Origin of the sequence: Hymenobacter telluris (assembly GCF_017313265.1) — a bacterium.
Classification (GTDB): Bacteria; Bacteroidota; Bacteroidia; order Cytophagales; family Hymenobacteraceae; genus Hymenobacter; species Hymenobacter telluris.
The window spans coordinates 118,401-135,566 of record NZ_JAFLQZ010000001.1; the positions used below are offsets into that span (position 1 = coordinate 118,401).

12 protein-coding genes are annotated in these 17,166 nt (G+C 59.1%); 7 read left to right on the top strand and 5 right to left on the bottom strand.

What is annotated here, in order from left to right; translation table 11 throughout:
- The first annotated feature begins 7 nt into the window (after positions 1-7).
- From J0X19_RS00485 to J0X19_RS00505, 5 genes are all read left to right on the top strand, one after another.
- Complete coding sequence (locus tag J0X19_RS00485) at positions 8-1,369, top strand: MFS transporter (protein ID WP_242581768.1); 1,362 nt, start codon at positions 8-10, stop codon at positions 1,367-1,369.
- 116 nt (positions 1,370-1,485) lie between these two features.
- Positions 1,486-1,959 carry a nuclear transport factor 2 family protein gene (locus tag J0X19_RS00490; RefSeq protein ID WP_206979921.1) on the top strand — a complete coding sequence of 158 codons (474 nt, stop codon included), beginning with the start codon at positions 1,486-1,488 and terminating at the stop codon, positions 1,957-1,959.
- Between the two features lie 109 nt (positions 1,960-2,068).
- Positions 2,069-3,091: a class 1 fructose-bisphosphatase gene (fbp, locus tag J0X19_RS00495; protein WP_206979922.1), complete on the top strand. Its 1,023-nt coding sequence runs from the start codon at positions 2,069-2,071 to the stop codon at positions 3,089-3,091.
- A 139-nt stretch (positions 3,092-3,230) separates the two neighbouring features.
- Positions 3,231-4,583 (top strand): Gfo/Idh/MocA family oxidoreductase, encoded by a 1,353-nt coding sequence (locus J0X19_RS00500; RefSeq protein WP_206979923.1) that lies wholly within the window; start codon positions 3,231-3,233, stop codon positions 4,581-4,583.
- Between the two features lie 226 nt (positions 4,584-4,809).
- On the top strand, positions 4,810-6,348 hold the full coding sequence (locus J0X19_RS00505; protein ID WP_206979924.1) for an aldehyde dehydrogenase family protein: 1,539 nt from the start codon (positions 4,810-4,812) through the stop codon (positions 6,346-6,348).
- An 89-nt stretch (positions 6,349-6,437) separates the two neighbouring features.
- Here J0X19_RS00505 and J0X19_RS00510 read toward each other — a convergent pair whose 3' ends face one another.
- On the bottom strand, positions 6,438-6,971 hold the full coding sequence (locus J0X19_RS00510) for a 2'-5' RNA ligase family protein (RefSeq protein WP_206979925.1): 534 nt from the start codon (positions 6,969-6,971) through the stop codon (positions 6,438-6,440).
- Positions 6,972-7,069: 98 nt separating this feature from the next.
- On the opposite strand from J0X19_RS00510, the gene hutI reads away from it, so the two are divergent.
- Positions 7,070-8,323 carry an imidazolonepropionase gene (gene hutI / locus J0X19_RS00515; RefSeq protein WP_206979926.1) on the top strand — a complete coding sequence of 418 codons (1,254 nt, stop codon included), beginning with the start codon at positions 7,070-7,072 and terminating at the stop codon, positions 8,321-8,323.
- Here the strand turns inward: hutI and J0X19_RS00520 are convergent.
- Positions 8,273-8,812 (bottom strand): RNA polymerase sigma factor, encoded by a 540-nt coding sequence (locus J0X19_RS00520; RefSeq protein WP_206979927.1) that lies wholly within the window; start codon positions 8,810-8,812, stop codon positions 8,273-8,275. The two genes, hutI and J0X19_RS00520, sit on opposite strands and share 51 nt — an antisense overlap.
- Positions 8,813-9,031: 219 nt before the next feature.
- Between J0X19_RS00520 and J0X19_RS00525 the strand changes: the two genes are divergently transcribed.
- Positions 9,032-9,826, top strand: a complete 795-nt coding sequence (locus J0X19_RS00525) for a PhzF family phenazine biosynthesis protein (RefSeq protein WP_206979928.1) — start codon at positions 9,032-9,034, stop codon at positions 9,824-9,826.
- Positions 9,827-9,951: 125 nt separating this feature from the next.
- Here the strand turns inward: J0X19_RS00525 and J0X19_RS00530 are convergent, their stop codons facing one another.
- The 3 genes from J0X19_RS00530 to J0X19_RS00540 form a co-directional block, all read right to left on the bottom strand.
- Positions 9,952-10,668, bottom strand: coding sequence for a hypothetical protein (locus tag J0X19_RS00530; RefSeq protein ID WP_206979929.1), 717 nt, complete (start codon positions 10,666-10,668; stop codon positions 9,952-9,954).
- Positions 10,668-11,945, bottom strand: coding sequence for an LVIVD repeat-containing protein (locus J0X19_RS00535; RefSeq protein ID WP_206979930.1), 1,278 nt, complete (start codon positions 11,943-11,945; stop codon positions 10,668-10,670). Before J0X19_RS00535 ends, J0X19_RS00530 begins: the two co-directional genes overlap by 1 nt.
- Positions 11,946-12,242: 297 nt before the next feature.
- Entirely contained in the window at positions 12,243-16,415 is a 4,173-nt protein-coding gene (locus tag J0X19_RS00540; protein WP_206979931.1) for a beta strand repeat-containing protein, read from the bottom strand.
- Positions 16,416-17,166 lie beyond the last annotated feature (751 nt).

Here is a 17,166-nt window from a genome sequence, read left to right on the forward strand (position 1 = left end):
AACTCGCATGATTCCATCCCCAACCCAGTCTCCCCCCGCCCTATCCCCGGTTGAGTCGACCATGGGTAAGTACCGCTGGACCATCTGTTCCCTGGTGTTCTTCGCTACTACCGTCAACTACCTCGACCGGGCCGTTATTTCGCTGTTGAAACCGTACTTGGAAACCGAGTTCAAGTGGAATTCCGGGGACTACGCCAATATTGAAATTGCGTTCAAGCTAGCCTATTCCCTGGGTATGTTGGGGGTGGGCCGCATCATTGACAAGCTGGGGACCAAGATGGGCTATGCCCTTTCCACGTTTTTGTGGAGTTTGGCCGCCATTGGGCACGCCTTCGTTACCAGCACGCTGGGATTCAGCGTCGCCCGTGCTTTCCTGGGCGTAACCGAAGCCGGTAACTTCCCGGCGGCCATCAAAACTACTGCCGAGTGGTTTCCGCAGAAGGAGCGGGCCTTGGCAACCGGTATTTTCAACTCGGGCTCCAATGTGGGCGCCATTATTGCACCGCTTACGGTGCCGCTCATTGCCGAAACCATTGGCTGGCAGTGGGCTTTTATCATCACCGGGGCGTTGGGTTTTGTGTGGCTGGGACTGTGGTTCTGGCTATATGAAGTGCCCGCCCGCCATGCCCGCCTCACCAAAGCCGAGTTCGACTACATCCACAGCGACGTGGACGATTTGGCTGCCGTATCGGTGGAGACCCAGCCGAAGGTGTCGTGGTTCAAGCTGCTGAGCTTCCGCCAAACCTGGGCATTCGTGTTGGGCAAGTTCCTGACCGACCCTATCTGGTGGTTCTACCTGTTCTGGTTGCCCGATTTCCTGAACAAGCAGTACGGTCTCAAAGGTACCGACGTGGCATTGCCGGTAGCGGCCGTGTATGTGCTGTCGAGCATTGGTAGCGTGGGGGGCGGCTGGATTCCGCTGAACTTCATTCGGCGTGGTATGCCCGCTTTCAAAGCCCGCAAAACCTCGATGCTGCTGATTGCCTTGTGCGTGTTCCCGATTGTGTTTGCCCAGCAGTTAGGCCAGGTAAATATGTGGCTGGCAGTACTGGTAATTGGCATTGCGGCCGCCGCTCACCAAGCTTGGAGTGCCAACATCTTCACCACTGTGTCGGACATGTTCCCGAAACGGACGGTGGCTTCGGTAACTGGTATCGGTGGAATGGCTGGCGGTTTGGGAGGTATTTTGCTCACGGCGCTGGTGCAGAAAAATATGTTCGTGTATTACGAGAGCATCAACCAGCTTGACAAAGCCTATTTCATCATGTTCTGGATTTGCGGTGGTGCCTACCTGTTAGCCTGGGTGTTGATGCACTTCCTGGCGCCCCGCATGAAGCAGATTGATTTGGATAATACCGCCACAGCCTAGTAGTAAGCAGGCCGGGTGCAACTCCCGGCCCGCTCAGGCTTTGTACTGATTTTCTATTTTCTGTTCCTTTTCCTTGACTACGCCCGGCAAATGCCGGACGCTTCCTTCGTACTGCCATGAAAAAACTGAATTTCCTGCTGGCGCTGCTGTTTCTGGCGCTGCCGGCCCTCACCTTCGCCCAAAACCAAAAGAACGTAGCCGCCGCTAAAGAGGTGGAAGCACTGGAGCGTCAGCGTTTCGAGGCCCAGGTGAAGAAGGACTACACCGTTCTGGAAAAAGTATTTGCCGACGACTTGGTGTACACGCACTCCAACGGCAAGCAGAACAACAAAACCGAGTACATCCAATCCATCCGCGACGGTAAGAGCGTGTATGATAAGATTGACGTGGAAGCCGTGAACGTGCGCGCCTACAACGATGGCAAAGCCGCCGTAGTGAACGGCACCATCACCATCTACCAGCCCAACAAGCCCGACGGTACGCCCAATGTGGCGCACATCAAATACGTGGTGGTGCAGGTGAAAGACCCCAAGAAAGGCTGGCAGGTAGTGCTGTGGCAGTCGCAGAAACAGCCCGAAGTGAAAAGCTAGCTTTTATCTGGCTGTTAGCTTTTCGCTGACAGCTGTTAGCTGGCCTTTTCATCCCCTTTATTTCAAAAGCTAGCAGCCATCAGCTATTAGCTAACAGCTTCAGTACGTTATGAGTATCACCCAGGAGAATACATTAGCGCAGCCCGTTGGCATCACGCTGGAGCGCTACATTATGCGCAAGCAAGCCGAGTTTCCGTACGCCACTGGTGAGCTGTCGCAGTTGCTGCGCGACCTGGCGCTGGCCGGCAAAATCGTGCACCGGGAAGTGAACCGGGCCGGCCTCTCCGACATCACCGGCGGCATGGGCACCCAGAACGTGCAGGGCGAAAACCAGCAGAAGCTGGACATGGAAGCGCACATCCGGTTTGTACGGGCCCTGAAAAACGGCCGCGAAACCTGCGCTATCCTGTCCGAGGAAGAAGCCGAAATCATCCACACCGACAACGACTCCGGCAACTACGTGGTGGCCATGGACCCGCTCGACGGTTCCTCGAACATCGATGTGAATGTGAGCATCGGGACGCTGTTCAGCATCTACCGCCGCGTAACGCCGGTAGGCACCAAGGCTTCGGAGGCCGATTTCCTGCAAGGCGGGCGGCAGCAGGTGGCGGCGGGCTACATCCTGTACGGCTCCAGCACGATGTTCGTGTACACCACCGGCCACGGCGTGGTAGGCTTCACGTATGAGCAGTCGTTGGGCGAGTTTTTCCTGTCGCACCCCAACATCCAGATTCCCAAGCAAGGCAAAATCTTCTCCTGCAACGAAGGTTACTGGTTCGACTATCCGGAGTCTGTCCGCACGTTTTTGATGAACTGCAAGCGCCGCGAATACTCCGGCCGCTACATCGGCTCGTTGGTGGCCGACTACCACCGCAACCTCTTCAACGGCGGCATCTATATGTATCCGCCCACCAGCAAAAACCCGAATGGCAAGCTGCGGCTGCTGTATGAGTGCTACCCGTTGGCCATGCTGATTGAGCAGGCCGGTGGCCAGGCCGTTGTATCGGCCACCGAAGCCGTGCTCGACATTGTGCCCACCGAGTTGCACCAGCGCACCCCGCTGTTTATCGGCTCCCCCGATATGGTGCAGGAACTGGTAGCTTCTGGCCAAGCCGTGCTAGCCGCCGTCTAACACGGTATGTAGCGCGAAAATCCGTTTCGCGACGAGCGAAGCGAGTATTCGGCGCTGCACTCGTAGGAACTCGCTATGCTCGTCGCGAAACGGATTTTCGCGCTACAACTCTGCTCCACTACCCCCAAACTCCCATCCCATGCACTCAACTTTACACGATAAGTCCCGCCGGGACTTTCTTCAGAAGTCGGCGCTGGCTACGGCGGGCCTGCTGACGCCGCTGCCCCTGGCCGTGCTTGGCGCGCCCAAAGCCAAGCGCCGGGTAGCTATGGTGGGCACTGGCCACCGCGGCACCGGCATGTGGGGCAAGCTGCTGCTGGAAGAACACGCCGATGTAATCGAGTTTGTGGGGCTCTGCGACAGCAACAAAGGGCGCCTGGAAACCGGCAAGAAGCTGATGGGCGTGTCGTGTCCCACCTACACCAACTTCGAGGAGATGATGCGCAAGGCCAAGCCCGACACGCTCATCGTAACCACCGTGGATGCCACCCACGACGAGTTCATTATCAAGGGCATGGAAATGGGCGCCAACATCGTGTCGGAAAAGCCCATGACCACCGACGAAACCAAGTGCCAGGCCATTCTCGACGCCGAGAAGCGCACCGGCAAAAAGGTGACCGTCACGTTCAACTACCGCTACTCGCCGCACCGCCAGAAAATCTACGACTTGCTGCGTCAGGGCACCATCGGCAAGGTAACGTCCGTCGATTTTCACTGGTACCTCGATACCAGCCACGGCGCCGACTACTTCCGCCGCTGGCACCGCCTTACCGAGAAAAGTGGCTCGTTGTGGGTGCACAAGGCTTCGCACCATTTCGATTTGCTGAACTGGTGGCTGGAATCGGAGCCGGAAACGGTGTACGCCAAGGGGGCGCTGGAAAACTACGGCAAAAACGGGCCGTTCCGGTTCAGCAACTGCCGTCCGTGCCCGCACAAAGCCGAGTGCCCCTACTACTGGGACATGACCAAGGACGCCCGCCTGATGGCCCTGTACGCCGCCAACGAGCAGTACGACGGCTACCTGCGCGACGGGTGCGTGTTCAAGGAAGACGTGAACATCTACGACAAGATGGCCGCCACCATCGGCTACGCCAACGGGGTGCAGGTCAGCTACTCACTCACGGCCTACTCGCCTTATGAGGGCTACCGCATTGCCTTCAACGGCACCAAAGGCCGGGTGGAAGCCTGGATCAAGGAGTCGGGCGCCATGACCAAGGAGGCCTACGACGAAATTATGGTGTCGCGTAACTTCGGCAAAGTGGAGTACATTCAGGTGCCCCAGGCCGAGGGCCACGGCGGCGGCGACAAACTGCTGCGGGCCCAGTTGTTCCGCCACCCCGAAGCCGCCGACACATACCGCCAGGCTGCCGGCAGCCGCGACGGGGCCATGGCTATTCTGGTGGGTATTGCGGCCCGCAAAAGCATAGCCAGCGGCCAGCCCGTCCGTATTGCCGACCTTACCAGTCTGAAGCCAGTAGCTGTTAAGGCGTGAGTTGCTGGCTGCCACAGCAATTTTCTGAACGAGGTAGAGACGCGTATTCGCGTCTGGTCGTCCGGGCTAAGTGCAACGGTGTTGTTCAACAGCCAAACGCGAATACGCGTCTCTACCTCGTTCACCAAGTTGCAATAAGCAATCAATCAACAACCAACCAACAACCATCACCATTACGCCGGGAACAAAGTTGATTCACTTTTCCAACCAGTTCCTTTTCTCTACGATGCCTAAAATCATTTCGCCCCAGGTCGAGTTCAGCGGGTTGCTGACTCAGATGAAAGCTGTTACGCCCGAGGTTTTCTCGGCTGATGGGAAATTCCTGAACCTGCTGGAAGGCCGCTGGCAGGAGCCCGGCCAGCCTCGGGCCTTTACCTCGCCCATCGACGGTACCGAACTGGGCAGCCTGCCCATGCTCGACCGCGCTACGGCGCTGCGGGCCGTGGAATTCGCCAAAAAGGAAGCTGCCAGCTGGGCCGCCACCGACCTCGACGAGCGGAAAAGCCGCGTGCAGGAGTGTCTCAACCAGCTGCGGGACCAGGTCGAGCTGACGGCCAAGCTCATTATGTGGGAAATCGGCAAAACCTACAAGCTGGGTTTCACCGACATCGACCGGGCCATTGATGGCGTGCAGTGGTACGTTGACAACATTGAAGGCATGCTGGGTTCACGCAAGCCGCTGGGCTTGGTGAGCAACATTGCGTCCTGGAACTACCCGATGTCGGTGTTGCTGCACGCGGTATTGGTGCAGGCCTTGGCTGGTAACTCTGTTATTGCCAAAACGCCGACCGATGGCGGCTTTATTTCCTTGAGCTTGACGTTTGCCATTGCCCGCCGCTGCGGCTTGCCGGTGACGCTGGTGAGCGGTTCGGGTGGGGAACTGAGCGACGTGCTGGTGAAAAACGAAGCGGTGGACTGCCTCAGCTTCGTGGGCGGGCGCTACAACGGCCGCAACATTGCCGACGCCCTCAGCCAGGAGCACAAGCGCTACATGCTGGAAATGGAAGGCGTGAACACCTACGGCATCTGGAACTACTCCGACTGGAACGGCCTGGCCGACCAGCTCAAAAAAGGCTACGACTACGGCAAGCAGCGCTGCACCGCCTACGTGCGCTTTGTGGTGGAGCGTCAGCTGTTTCCGCAGTTCCTGGAAACGTATTGGGAAGCCATCCGGAGCCTGAAAGTGGGCAACCCCACACTGGTTGACAACCCCGACGACAAGCTGCCCGACTTGGCTTTCGGCCCGGTTATTAATGCCACGCAAGCCCAGGAACTGGACCGGCTCTACGCCAACGCCCTGAAAACCGGCGCCACTCCTATCTACGAAGGCAAGCTCGACGAGAACCTGTTCCTGCCTGGCCAGGACCGCTCGGCCTACCGCGCCCCGCGGGCTCTCGTGAATTTGCCGCGCCAGAGCGAGCTGTACTTCAAAGAGCCCTTCGGCCCGATTGACAGCATTGTGCTGGTGGATCGGGTGGAGGAACTGGTGGGAGAAATGAACATCAGCAATGGCGCCCTAGTAGCCGCCGTAGCCAGTGACGACCAAAAATGGGCCGCCCGCACCGCCAAGGAAGTACGCGCCTTCAAAGTCGGCATCAACAAGCTGCGCTCCCGCGGCGACCGGGACGAAGTATTCGGTGGCCTCGGCGAATCGTGGAAAGGAGCTTTCGTAGGCGGCGCGCTGCTGATAGAAGCCGTAACCCAAGGCGACAAACCCGTACTGGGTAATTACCAAGACTCCACGTTGCTACCCGAGAAAATATAGCTCCGGCGTATAACTGTAGCGGTAAGCCTGCTTGTCCTACTCGATTTCGAGCGGAGCAAGCAGGCTTTTCTTTTATCGATATTGCTGCTTCACCCCGAAAAGTTAAAAGTCTGTAATGCTTCCCACGGGCCGTTGCGGTAGGCCCATAGATGCAAGCCGGTGCCGGTAGCCTCAAAAGGCTGAAAGCCAACGGATAATTGCTGGTGCAGGGTGCGGCCCACGGCGGGGTCTACCTTGTTTTGAACCGTGACGTGTGGGTTGAGCTTCTGCTGATCCTGAGGTGTAAGGTGAGGCTGCCAGGTGGTTTGGAGCGCGCGGTGCAATGCTTGCAGCGGCGGGCATTCCAGCGTGTAGGCCACGCCGCGGCCCAGGAACCGCACGCCCGTAACGGCTAAGTCCAAGGGCGGCTGCGTTGTGGCCAGTTGGGCTAGCTGCTCGGTGATGGTGGCGTAGTCGGCGCCGGGCAGGTGGTGGAACAGCGTAAGGTGCGCCGCTAAGTAGTTGCGTTCGGGCGGGAAATGCTGCTGCCGGAGTTCATCGAAAAACAGCTGCGTTTCGGCGTCGAGGGCCAGGGTGAGGATAAGCGGAGTGGCGGCCGAAACCGAAGGCGAGGAAATGGGCATGCAGGTAATACCGCAACCGCCGCGGCGGAGTTGCCGCCATCCGCCGATATTGCGCCACCACTTGCACCTACCGTTTTAACCGCTTCGCCTATCAACTTATGCCCTACACGCTTCTCGTTCGTAACTGTGGCCAGCTGCTTACGTTGGCTGGTGGCCCTACCCACCGGCCGCTTACCGGCCCGCACATGCAAGACTGGCCGATTCTTGCGGATGCCTACGTAGCCTGTGAAAACGACCGAATCGTGGCCGTGGGGCCAATGGCAGAGCTAGACGAAACCCAGGTAACCACTGAAACGCAGGTGCTGGAAGCGGCGGGGCGGGTGGTGATGCCGGGCTTGGTGGAGTGCCATACGCACCTGGTATTCGGCGGCAACCGGGCCCACGAGTTTCAGCGCAAGCTTCAAGGCGAATCTTACCTCGACATTCTGGCGTCGGGTGGTGGTATCCAAAGCACCGTGCGCGCCACCCGCGCCGCCCCCGATGAAACGTTGCTTGCCAACGCGCTGCACCACTTAGCCGGTTTCCAGCGCTACGGCGTAACTACGGTAGAGGCCAAAAGCGGCTACGGCCTGGATGCGGAAACCGAGTTACGGCTAGTACGAATTGCCCGGGAAGCCAGCCGGCGGCAGCCTGTGCGCGTGGTGCCTACCTGCCTCGGGGCTCACGTGCCCGGCCCCGAGTACAAGGGCCGCCCGGCCGAGTATCTGCACATGCTGGTTACGGAGGTATTGCCGCAGCTTAGCCCCGCTGAGGTGCCGTTCGTGGATATTTTCTGTGAGGAAGGGGCGTTCAGCGTGGAACAGTCGCGCCACTACTTAGCTCAAGCGAAAGAGCTGGGCTTCAAGCTGAAAATCCACGCCGAGCAGCTGCACGATTTGGGCGGCTGCCGCATGGCCGCCGAGCTGGGCGCCATCAGCATCGACCATTGCGACTACCTTAACCCAGCCGATGCCGCCCAGGTAGCCGCCAACGGCCGCACTGTAGCGGTACTGCTGCCGCTGGTGCCCTTGTTTCTGCGGCAGGAGGTGTACGCGCCCGGCCGGCAGCTTCTTGAGGCCGGCGTGCCAGTGGCCGTCAGCACTGATTTCAACCCCGGCTCGTGTCCCAGCAAAAACCTCTGGCTGGCGCTGTCTATGGCCTGCCTGAAAATGGGCCTGACTCCGAAAGAGGCGCTGGCCGCCGTTACGCTCAACGCCGCCTGGGCCTTGGACCTGCAAGCGGAAGTAGGCAGCCTGGAGCCCGGTAAGCGCGCCGACCTGCTGGTGCTCGACGTGGCCGACTACCAGGAAATACCCTACTGGCTAGGCGAAAACCCGGTGCGGGATGTGGTAATTGGCGGTATTCAACAGTAGCCGTAAACAACAAAGCGCCGCCAGTATTGGCCGCGCTTTGCGTATAACAATAGGTGAGTAGCTGATCAATGCTATGGCGTAGAGGTTGAGCACGGCCCGGTAACCCGGCGGCAACGTATTAATCAAAGCAACCAAGTCGTCGGCGGAAAGCTGGTCGAACGGCGTGCCGTCGGGGTGGTGCAGCTCGGCGGCTTCGTCGGGTTCCACTTGGGGGCCGCGCAATTGGTGCTGGTGCCAGAGGTTGAGCGAGGTGGTAACGGCAATGCGGCGCGCCCAGGCCTCGAAAGGCCCCTGCCCCCGAAACTGGTCGAGGCGGGTGAATATTTTTACAAACGTGAGCTGTAAGGCGTCTTCGGCTTCGGCCCTGGATGGGCAGTAGCGCAAGCACACCCCCATCAGGCGGTACGCCAGCTGGTCGTAGAGGGCCCGCTGCGCCGAGGGGCGGCCCCGCCGACAGCCTTCCAGAACAGCATCAAGAGTATGGGCCATCGGCAACCTGGATAGAGAAATAAAGATGTAATCCGCTAGCGTTCTGCCCCCATGACCGGCCCCGGCTTGGTAGCGTTGCGTCGGGTAGTAAGTTTATTTCTATAGGCTGTAAAATAACGTGTTACGCAAGGTAGTGCGACCCTGCCTGGTGCAGAAACAGCCACTAGTTTCTAGCTTCACCGTTTCATCAGCGGCTTGCCGCCCCATTCTCGTTCTGCCATGACCCTGCCCATCTACCAAATCGACGCCTTCTCCGACCGGCCCTTTGCTGGCAACCCCGCCGCCGTGTGCCCGCTGCCCGAGTGGCTGCCCACCGAAACCATGCAGGCCATAGCCGCCGAAAACAACCTCGCCGAAACGGCCTTCTTCGTGCCCAAAACCGGCCACGAGTACGAAATCAGGTGGTTTACGCCCGCCGTGGAAGTGGAGCTGTGCGGCCACGCCACGCTGGCGTCGGCGCACGTGCTGTACCAGCATCTGGGTTTTACAGGCCCCGAAATTGTGTTTCAGTCGGCCAGCGGCCCGTTACGGGTGCTGCGCGAAACCGATGGCCGCCTCACGCTGGATTTCCCGAGCCGCCCGCCTCAGTTGCTGGCCACCCACCCCGATGGGTTGCTGGATGGCCTGGGTGCTACGCCTTTGCAGGTGCTGGCCGGCCCCGACCTGATTGCCCTGTTTGCCAATGAGGCCGAAGTGCGCGCCATTCAACCCAACCAAGCGCAGCTGGCCCAAGTAGAGTACCGCGGCATCGTCGTCACGGCGCCGGCCGCCGATGCGGAAACCGACTTTGTATCCCGCTTTTTCGGGCCCCGCGTGGGCGTACCCGAAGACCCGGTAACCGGCTCGGCGCACACCACACTCGTACCGTACTGGGCGGCAAAGCTCGGCAAAACCACTCTCAAGGCCCGGCAGGTATCGGCGCGGGGCGGCGAGCTATGGTGCGAGTTGCGCGGCGAGCGGGTGCTTATTGGTGGCTACGCCGTCACGTACCTGCACGGCGAAATAGCGGTGTAAACGGCCAGCAGAAAGAACAACTGTTAACTCAAAAAGCAGCACAACGGCCATTCAACAGTAGAGGAATTAATCCCCGCTATTGAATGGCCATTGTGCTGCTTTCGGTACTAAGTGGAAGGGTTAAATTAGCGCAACGCTACGCCTATTTTAATACCGGCCGGGAAGTAAAATCCTTCGTGGCCGTAGTTGGAAGAACCGGAACTGTAGCGGCTACTTGTTTTCCAGGAGTCGCCGCGGCTCTGGCTTTCGCGCCAGCCGAACCCCACGTACAGGTCCAGAAAAACGGGGCCGGGCGGCAGTGGGGCCTGGTAGCCTAGCTGCACGCTGCCGCCGTAGCGGTTAATGGTTTCGGTGTGGCGGCCGTTGCGCAGCTCATATACGGGCGCGCCATTCGGTCCTTCCACTTCCTCCCAGCCCAGTCCGTCATACGACAAGGCAAAGTGCTGGAACTGCGGCCCGTAGCTCACGTACCAGCCCGATGGATAGTCAGTGGAAAAGGCAGGGTCCAGGTACAGGCGGTGATGCACTTGCAGGCCCGCGCCGCGCACCTGCCGGTTCTGGTCGGGGGAGAAGGGGTTGTCAATAAGGATATTGCCATTGGGGTTGCCGGCAGGGCCGGCGTAGGCCTGCGCCGTAACGGCGAAACTTTGGTTCGGGTGCTGCTTCCAACTCTGCTCAGCTTCCAGCCAATAGCCACTTACCACCACATACTGAGGCACGGCTTTCAGCAGCAACGTTCGGGTGGGCGGCGCACTCTGCCCCTGCGCGCCGCCCGCTATACCAAGTAGCAACGCGGGCAGCAACAGCCACTGGCAATGGTGGCCCGCACGAGTAGCCGGCATCAGAGCTGTGGCGTAATCGGCAACAAGCTCAGTTGCTGAAGCGTGGTGCCTGTGTAGCTGTACTGGTAAAGCCCTTCGGTGCCGATGGCCAACAGCACGCCGCCGTCCGGAATTACGTCGAACACCTTAACGGGGAAGAACTGGCGCTGGGTGAGGGTGGGCGCTTGGCTGGTGTCAAACACCTTCAGGCCGTCTTTGTCGCAGATAAACAGATGGTTGCCATCAACGCCCAGGCCCTGCGGTCCGGTCATGGGGTAGGTGCGGGCCAGGCGCGGCTGGCTCAGATTGGTCAGGTCGATAACCTGGAGTTGGTTGGGGCCGCCGCCGCACGCCTGGCCGCTGCGCAGGGTCACGTAGGCGTACCGGTCGTCCACTACCACTGGGTCGCAGCTTACGGTGTGCTGATAGTAGGCCACCTGGCGGGGCGTTTGGGGTACGGCGGCATCGAAGATGTACATGCCGCGCTGGGTGCCCAAAAACAGGTATTGCCCTTTGGGAAAGATGGTTTCGACGCCGAATTGCAGGGCGAAGTTCGAGCCGGAAGAAGGCTGCGCTGGGTTGCTTAAATCAAATAAGCGCAGGCTCTGCTCGTCCACGGTGTAAAGCGTTTGCCCCAGAATAGCAAACCGGGCCAGGGAGCCGCCTTTGCCTACCGCGCCGGGCGAAGCCGAAGTAGACGATGCGTTGGCCATAAAGACGCGGCCGTCTCCCCACCACCGCGGGTCGATGCTTGGGTTGGGGTTAACGGTGTACGGAATCTGCACCTTTTTCCAGCCGACTACCACCGAGTTGGCCGGGCGGTTTTCGGGCAGCGACTCGGTGGGGATGCTGGCCCACCGCACGGGCATCGGCAGCTCGCGGAAAGCGTTGCGTACGCGCCCTCTCACCTGCACGGCTTCGGGGTTGCTGATGTCGATGGTTACCAGGTCGGGGCCATTGTCGGCGTAGAGCAAGTTGCCTTTCACGGCCAAATCTACGTTGCCGGGAATGCGCAGGAAGCTTATTGGGCGCGGCTGAGCGGGGTTCTGATTGTCGATGATGTGAATACCCTCGAACCGCTCATTTACAAAGAGGTAGCGCCCCCACAGGTAGATTTTGCCTGCCTCGTGCATGGGCCGGGCCGGCAGCGCACTCACCGACTGCTCCAGCGCCGTGCGGTCCATGAGGATGGGGGCGTAGCCGTCGTAGTAGGCAATGGTGGGGTCCTCTTTTTTGCCGCAGGCCAGCAGCCCCAACAGCAGCAGCCAGCTGAATAGGTAAGTAGATAATCTGGTCATATAATAAAGCAGTAAAGAGTGGAAGGAAAAGGAACGGAGGTTGGCCTCTTACTCTTCAGAGCCAAAGGTTTGCTGGAAAGTTGCAAGCCAATCCGTGGATTTTTATGCGGCTCTTCCCAGCCCGCTCGTACCCCATTGCGGTGGCAACCAAACCACACGCCAACTGCCTATCGACGTACTACCTGCTAGACAGAAAAAAAGCAGTCAGGCCACCTGGCCTGACTGCTTTAAACGCTACCTGCCCTGGTGCGCCGACCGAAGTCAGCTAACAGGCTGGTAGTCTAAGAATGGAAGCGGTTATTGCAGTACCACTTTGCGGGTGAGCACCTGACCGGCCACCTGCACGCGCAGCGTGTAGAGGCCGGTAGCCAAGCCACGGGTGGAAAGCTGCTGCTCGCCGGTGGCCGCCAACGGCTGCGCTAGTACCCGCTGGCCGAGTGCGTTAACCAGCTCCACGGTGCCAGCTCCTTTCAGCTCAGTGAGGCGCAGGGTAAGCTGGCCGGTAGCGCTGGGGTTCGGAAACACCGACAGCGCCGCGCTGTTGCTGCTGCTGCGGGTGCTGAGCGGCGTAGTGCTGATGGTGAAAGCGCCCGTGAAGTCGTTGCTGCCGTAACCTGATACTGCTACGTAGTACAACTGACCCGACGTGAGGCCCGTGATGTTTACGGTGCCTACGCTGGTGTTGGAAAGGTTGCTGCCTTGGCAAAATACCTGCGTAAATGGTCCGGCCGAGCAGCTAGGGCTGCTGAACACGCGCACCATACCGGCGGGGTTGCCCGCCAAGTACAGGGTCCGGCTAGCACTGGCAGCAGTGAAGGTGAACCATACATCCCGAGGGGCGCTGGCTGGTGAGCAGCTAGGTGCCGTCAGAAGGCCCGGCTGCACGCTGGTGCTGGAGCCGCTGTTCGACCCGGTAATGCTACCCGTGCCAAGTGCTATGGCCGTGCAAGGCTCATCGTTGTTGGGCGTCGGCTGGTTGAAAGTCGCGGTTTTGGTGTTGTTGCTAGGGTCACTATCGGTGCCGCCGTTGGGCAAACTGGCCGTAACCACAATGGTATTGGGGCCACTTGGCGCTACTACGCCCTGCGTGAAGGTAAGCTGCTGCGTAGCGCCCGACGCCAGCGTCAGGGCAGTGAATACTTGCTGCTGCGGCGTGCCACCGTTCAGCGCGTAACTCAACGTAACCGAGGTAAGCGTAACGGTGCCGTTGTTGCGAATAGTTACCGTTACGGGGTTGGTGCCCGGCGTAGCAGGCGTCACCGGCGAATCGATGCTCAGTAACTCCACGTCGTTGGCCGACGGCGAGAATTCGTAAGCCCCGATGTCGGGTGGGTTGTTGCGCGTAACTCCGGCAAAGTCGAGCGGTACGCGCGTGAGCGTGGTGGGCGTGCCCGTGTTGTTGAGGTTGGCCGCCGAAGGCCGCAGGTCGGAGCTAGACCGGAAACGTGGGTCCACAGACACCGAGTTCTGGTCGAAGGCGCTGTTGTTGAGGACCTGCCAGGCCGTGAGGGTGGCCGCGCCGCCGCTGGTAGCGGTGGTGGCGGTGCCGTAGTAACCCACGTAAGCATTGGTGCCCGTGCCCACGTACAAGTCGTTGTAGTTCGACGTCATAGTAGGTGGCGCAGCGGCGGTGTAGTACACGTACACGGCGTAGGCTGCCGTGCTGGAAGGGCGCGTTACCGAGAAGATGTTGTTGCGCAGCGTGATATTAGAGGCGGCGTACTGGCTGTAGGCTCGTATAGCCGTTCCCGTAGAAGTGTCGTCCAGGGAAACCGAGTTGTGGTAATAATCAACGTAATCGGAGTAGTAGTTGTAGATACCGTACGTGATATTGCCGCCATTAACGTTGTAAATCAAGTTGTTGGCCACCAGAATAGGCGACGCTGCCGTACCGTCGGAATAGTAGATGTACAGGCCGTACATGGTCGACGTGGAAGCGGAAGTACCCGTAAACGGATCATGAATGCGGTTGCCCACTACCGTCGCGCCCAGGTTGTAGTACACATACAGGCCGTAGAAGGTACTTACCCCGCTACGAGTGAGCCGGCTGATGTCGTTGCCCACGTACTGCGCGTCGGCCTGGTAGGCGGCATACACGCCGTAGAAGTAGAAGTTGCCGATGGTGTTGTTGCGCACGATGTTGCCCGTGGAGCGGGTGGTGGTGCTGGTGCCCATCAGCGTCAGGCCGTAGTAGCCGCCGTTGATGGTGTTGCCTTCCAGCAGCAGGTTGTTGGCCGCGTTGCCGCCCGAGGTAGCCGACGTGGCACTACCACTCACCACGACGCCCGCGAAGAAGCTGCTGGTTGAGGCCTCGGAAGTGGTGATGGTGCAGTTGCGCACAATGTTGTTGTCGGCCTGGTTCGTAATAAACAAGCCCCAGCCATACGTACCCGGCGAGCCGGCATTGGTCGCATCGATAGTGAGGCTGTCGAGCGTTACATAATCAGCACCGTTCAGGGTAACTACGGCCCGTTGGTTGGTGTTGCTTGAGCCGAACCGGATGGTGCTGCCGTTGCCGTTAAAGGTTACACGGTTGGTGGCGCTGGCCCCGCTGATGGGCGACAAGCTGAACTGCTCGGTATAAGGGCCACCACTCACGTTAAAGGTCACGGCCGCAGCTACTCCGCTCTGGTTCAAGGCCGTAGCTGCATCTGTGAAGCTGGCAAAGTTGGTGCCGCTCGTTGGTTGGGCGCTGTTGATGGTGTAGATGCCGGTTAAGGACGTGTAGAGCGTAACCGTTTGGGTGTTGTTGCTGGCATTGGTATCGGGGTTGCCGTTGGGCAGGCTACCCGTTACTGTCAGGGTATTTGCACCTGTTACCAGATTGGCTGGGGTAGTAAAGGTGAGGGCGCGACTAGTGCCGGAGGCCAGGCCACCCGTCAGCGTGAACGTCTGAGCCACCGGCGTACCGCCATTCAGCACATAAGCCAGGCGCACCGTATTCAGCACCGAGCCGCCGTTGTTGAGTACCGTAACTGTTACCGGGCGGGCACCAGCCAGCACTGGCGCAGTGGGCGAGTCGATGCTGACTACCGCTACATCATCGGCCACAGGCGAAAACTCATAGGCACCTATATCGGGCGTAGTGCCACGGGGTGCCCCGGTAATATCCTGCGTAACGCGGGCGAGTGGGGTTGCTGTATTGTTGAGTGGGCTGGCCGTGGGTTGCAGGTTGCCGGTAGCCACATTCACAAACTGCGGGTCGGCGTCCACGCTGTTCTGGTCGTAGGCACTGTTGTTGGCCGTTTTCCAGGTGGTCAGGGTGGCATACTCCGTACCAACGTAGTAGCCGGTCTGGGCATCGGTGCCGCCTACTACCAGGTCGTTGTTGTTGGACACAATGCCGTTGCCAGTAGCCGAGGAGAAATACAAGGCGAAGTTGGTGCCGCTGCCCGAGCGGGTTACCTGCACCACGTTGTTACGGAACTCGGCAGCCAGCCCGGTGGTGTGATAAAACCCGTACGCCGTGGAGGTGCCAGTAGTGGTTTGGTTGTCAATGCTGACAGTGTTGTGGTAGTAGCGGGCTGAACCCGAGGCGCCGTTGTAAAGGCCGTACACTGTGCCACTGCCATCCAGGTTGTACACCAGGTTATTGATAATGAAGTTGGGGCTGTTGGCCACGGTGGCGGCGGTGCTGGTGGTCAGGTAGATGCCGTACGTGGCGGCAGTAGAGGCAGATGCTCCGCCAAAAGGCCGGTGAATTCGGTTCTTCTCTACGGCCGCGCCGCTGGTGCCAGCCCCTAGCGAAATACCGTAAAATGTGCTGACCGTAGTCCGGGTTGGGCGGCTGATATCATTGCCGATAACTTGCAGGCTACTGGTATAGTCAGCATCAATTCCATATAGATAGAAATTCTGCACCGTGTTGCCCTGAATAAGGTAGCCGTCCAGGATGTTAGTAGCATTGCCCACTACCTTAATGCCGTAGTAACCACCCTGAATGGTGTTGTTCTGTACCGTGAGGTTACTGCCCGCGTTGCCGCCGGTGGTAAGCGAGGTAGCAGAGTTGTTGGCCACAATCCCCACAAAGTTGGTGGATGACGTGGACGACGTGCTGCTGGTAATAGTGCAGTTGTTGATGGTTACGTTGTCGGCGTCGTTGAGCACCTGCACGCCCCAGCCGTAGGTAGCGGTGCTGGTGCCGCCCACCGTGGCATCCACCGCCAGGTTGCTGAGGGTCACGAAGTCGGCGCCGTTCAGCGTAATAACCGCCCGCTGCGCCGAGGTGCCCGACCCGAACTGAATGATACTGCCACCCCCGTTGAACGTAACGCGGTTGGTGGCGCTGCTGCCTGCAAATTGGTTTAGCGTTATTTGTTCAGTGTAAGGTCCGCCGCTCACCGTAAACGTGACCGGGCCGCTCACACCGCTGGTATTCAAGGCATTTGCAGCGGCCGTGAAGCTGGCGTAGTTGGTACCGCTAGTAGGCTGCGCACTATTAATGGTATAAGCGCCAGAAAGCTGCGCCATTGCCATTGGGCTGGTAAGTAGCAGCAAGGCCACCAGCCAGTTTCTAAGGCCGAGTCTCAGGGTGATCCTCCGGCCTCGGCCAGCCTGGGAGGAGGTAAGCGTAAGAGTAGAGTTGTGCATACGGGGTGATGGGAAAGGTGAAAAAAACGGGAAGTAAGTAGCCGGATGGCGCTTATTGAAGGGCGGGACACACCATCTTGCTCAGCCATAGTTACATAAATAGTAGCCCATTTTCAGCATTAAATTGACATTAAACAGGAAAATGTGTAATGTTTTTGTATTATTAGATGAATTATTATCGTGCTATATAAGTGGCTATTCGCCGCACAGCAAGCGGCTCAAAGAGGATAATATATAGCTAACGGTATGCTGTGGCCACTGCCAGGCAATGCCGCCTGATAGCACACGCATGCGCCTGTACGCAGCCCCAAAGCCCAACGCCAAGGCCGCCTTAGTGCAATCTGCTGCTAACCAAAAAGGAGGTGAGAACAAGCATCACCAACGGCATTTGCCGCCTATCCAAAAGCCGGATGCCCGCACACTGCTTGAAATGGCAACGGCAACCACATAAGCTGCCCATAGGTAGCCCTGAATTCAACCACAGGCACGGCGCAAAAAACCGTCGGCAACGTATGTTGGAGCGGCCAAGTGCAGCATACCGGGAAACATGACGCAATTCCATGAACCACGTATTCCTGCACGAAGTCTGGTTGGCCTGAGAGCCGGCAAGCCTTAGCAGCAGTTGAGGTAA

What these genes read in the sequence shown, in the direction of transcription:
- fbp (WP_206979922.1), top strand. Translation starts at nt 2,069, where the DNA reads ATGAGTATCACCCAGGAGAATACATTAGCGCAGCCCGTTGGCATCACG.
- J0X19_RS00500 (WP_206979923.1), top strand. Translation starts at nt 3,231, where the DNA reads ATGCACTCAACTTTACACGATAAGTCCCGCCGGGACTTTCTTCAGAAG.
- J0X19_RS00505 (WP_206979924.1), top strand. Translation starts at nt 4,810, where the DNA reads ATGCCTAAAATCATTTCGCCCCAGGTCGAGTTCAGCGGGTTGCTGACT.
- J0X19_RS00535 (WP_206979930.1), bottom strand. Translation starts at nt 11,945, where the DNA reads ATGACCAGATTATCTACTTACCTATTCAGCTGGCTGCTGCTGTTGGGG.
- J0X19_RS00520 (WP_206979927.1), bottom strand. Translation starts at nt 8,812, where the DNA reads ATGGCCCATACTCTTGATGCTGTTCTGGAAGGCTGTCGGCGGGGCCGC.
- J0X19_RS00540 (WP_206979931.1), bottom strand. Translation starts at nt 16,415, where the DNA reads ATGGCGCAGCTTTCTGGCGCTTATACCATTAATAGTGCGCAGCCTACT.
- hutI (WP_206979926.1), top strand. Translation starts at nt 7,070, where the DNA reads ATGCCCTACACGCTTCTCGTTCGTAACTGTGGCCAGCTGCTTACGTTG.
- J0X19_RS00530 (WP_206979929.1), bottom strand. Translation starts at nt 10,668, where the DNA reads ATGCCGGCTACTCGTGCGGGCCACCATTGCCAGTGGCTGTTGCTGCCC.
- J0X19_RS00525 (WP_206979928.1), top strand. Translation starts at nt 9,032, where the DNA reads ATGACCCTGCCCATCTACCAAATCGACGCCTTCTCCGACCGGCCCTTT.
- J0X19_RS00485 (WP_242581768.1), top strand. Translation starts at nt 8, where the DNA reads ATGATTCCATCCCCAACCCAGTCTCCCCCCGCCCTATCCCCGGTTGAG.
- J0X19_RS00490 (WP_206979921.1), top strand. Translation starts at nt 1,486, where the DNA reads ATGAAAAAACTGAATTTCCTGCTGGCGCTGCTGTTTCTGGCGCTGCCG.
- J0X19_RS00510 (WP_206979925.1), bottom strand. Translation starts at nt 6,971, where the DNA reads ATGCCCATTTCCTCGCCTTCGGTTTCGGCCGCCACTCCGCTTATCCTC.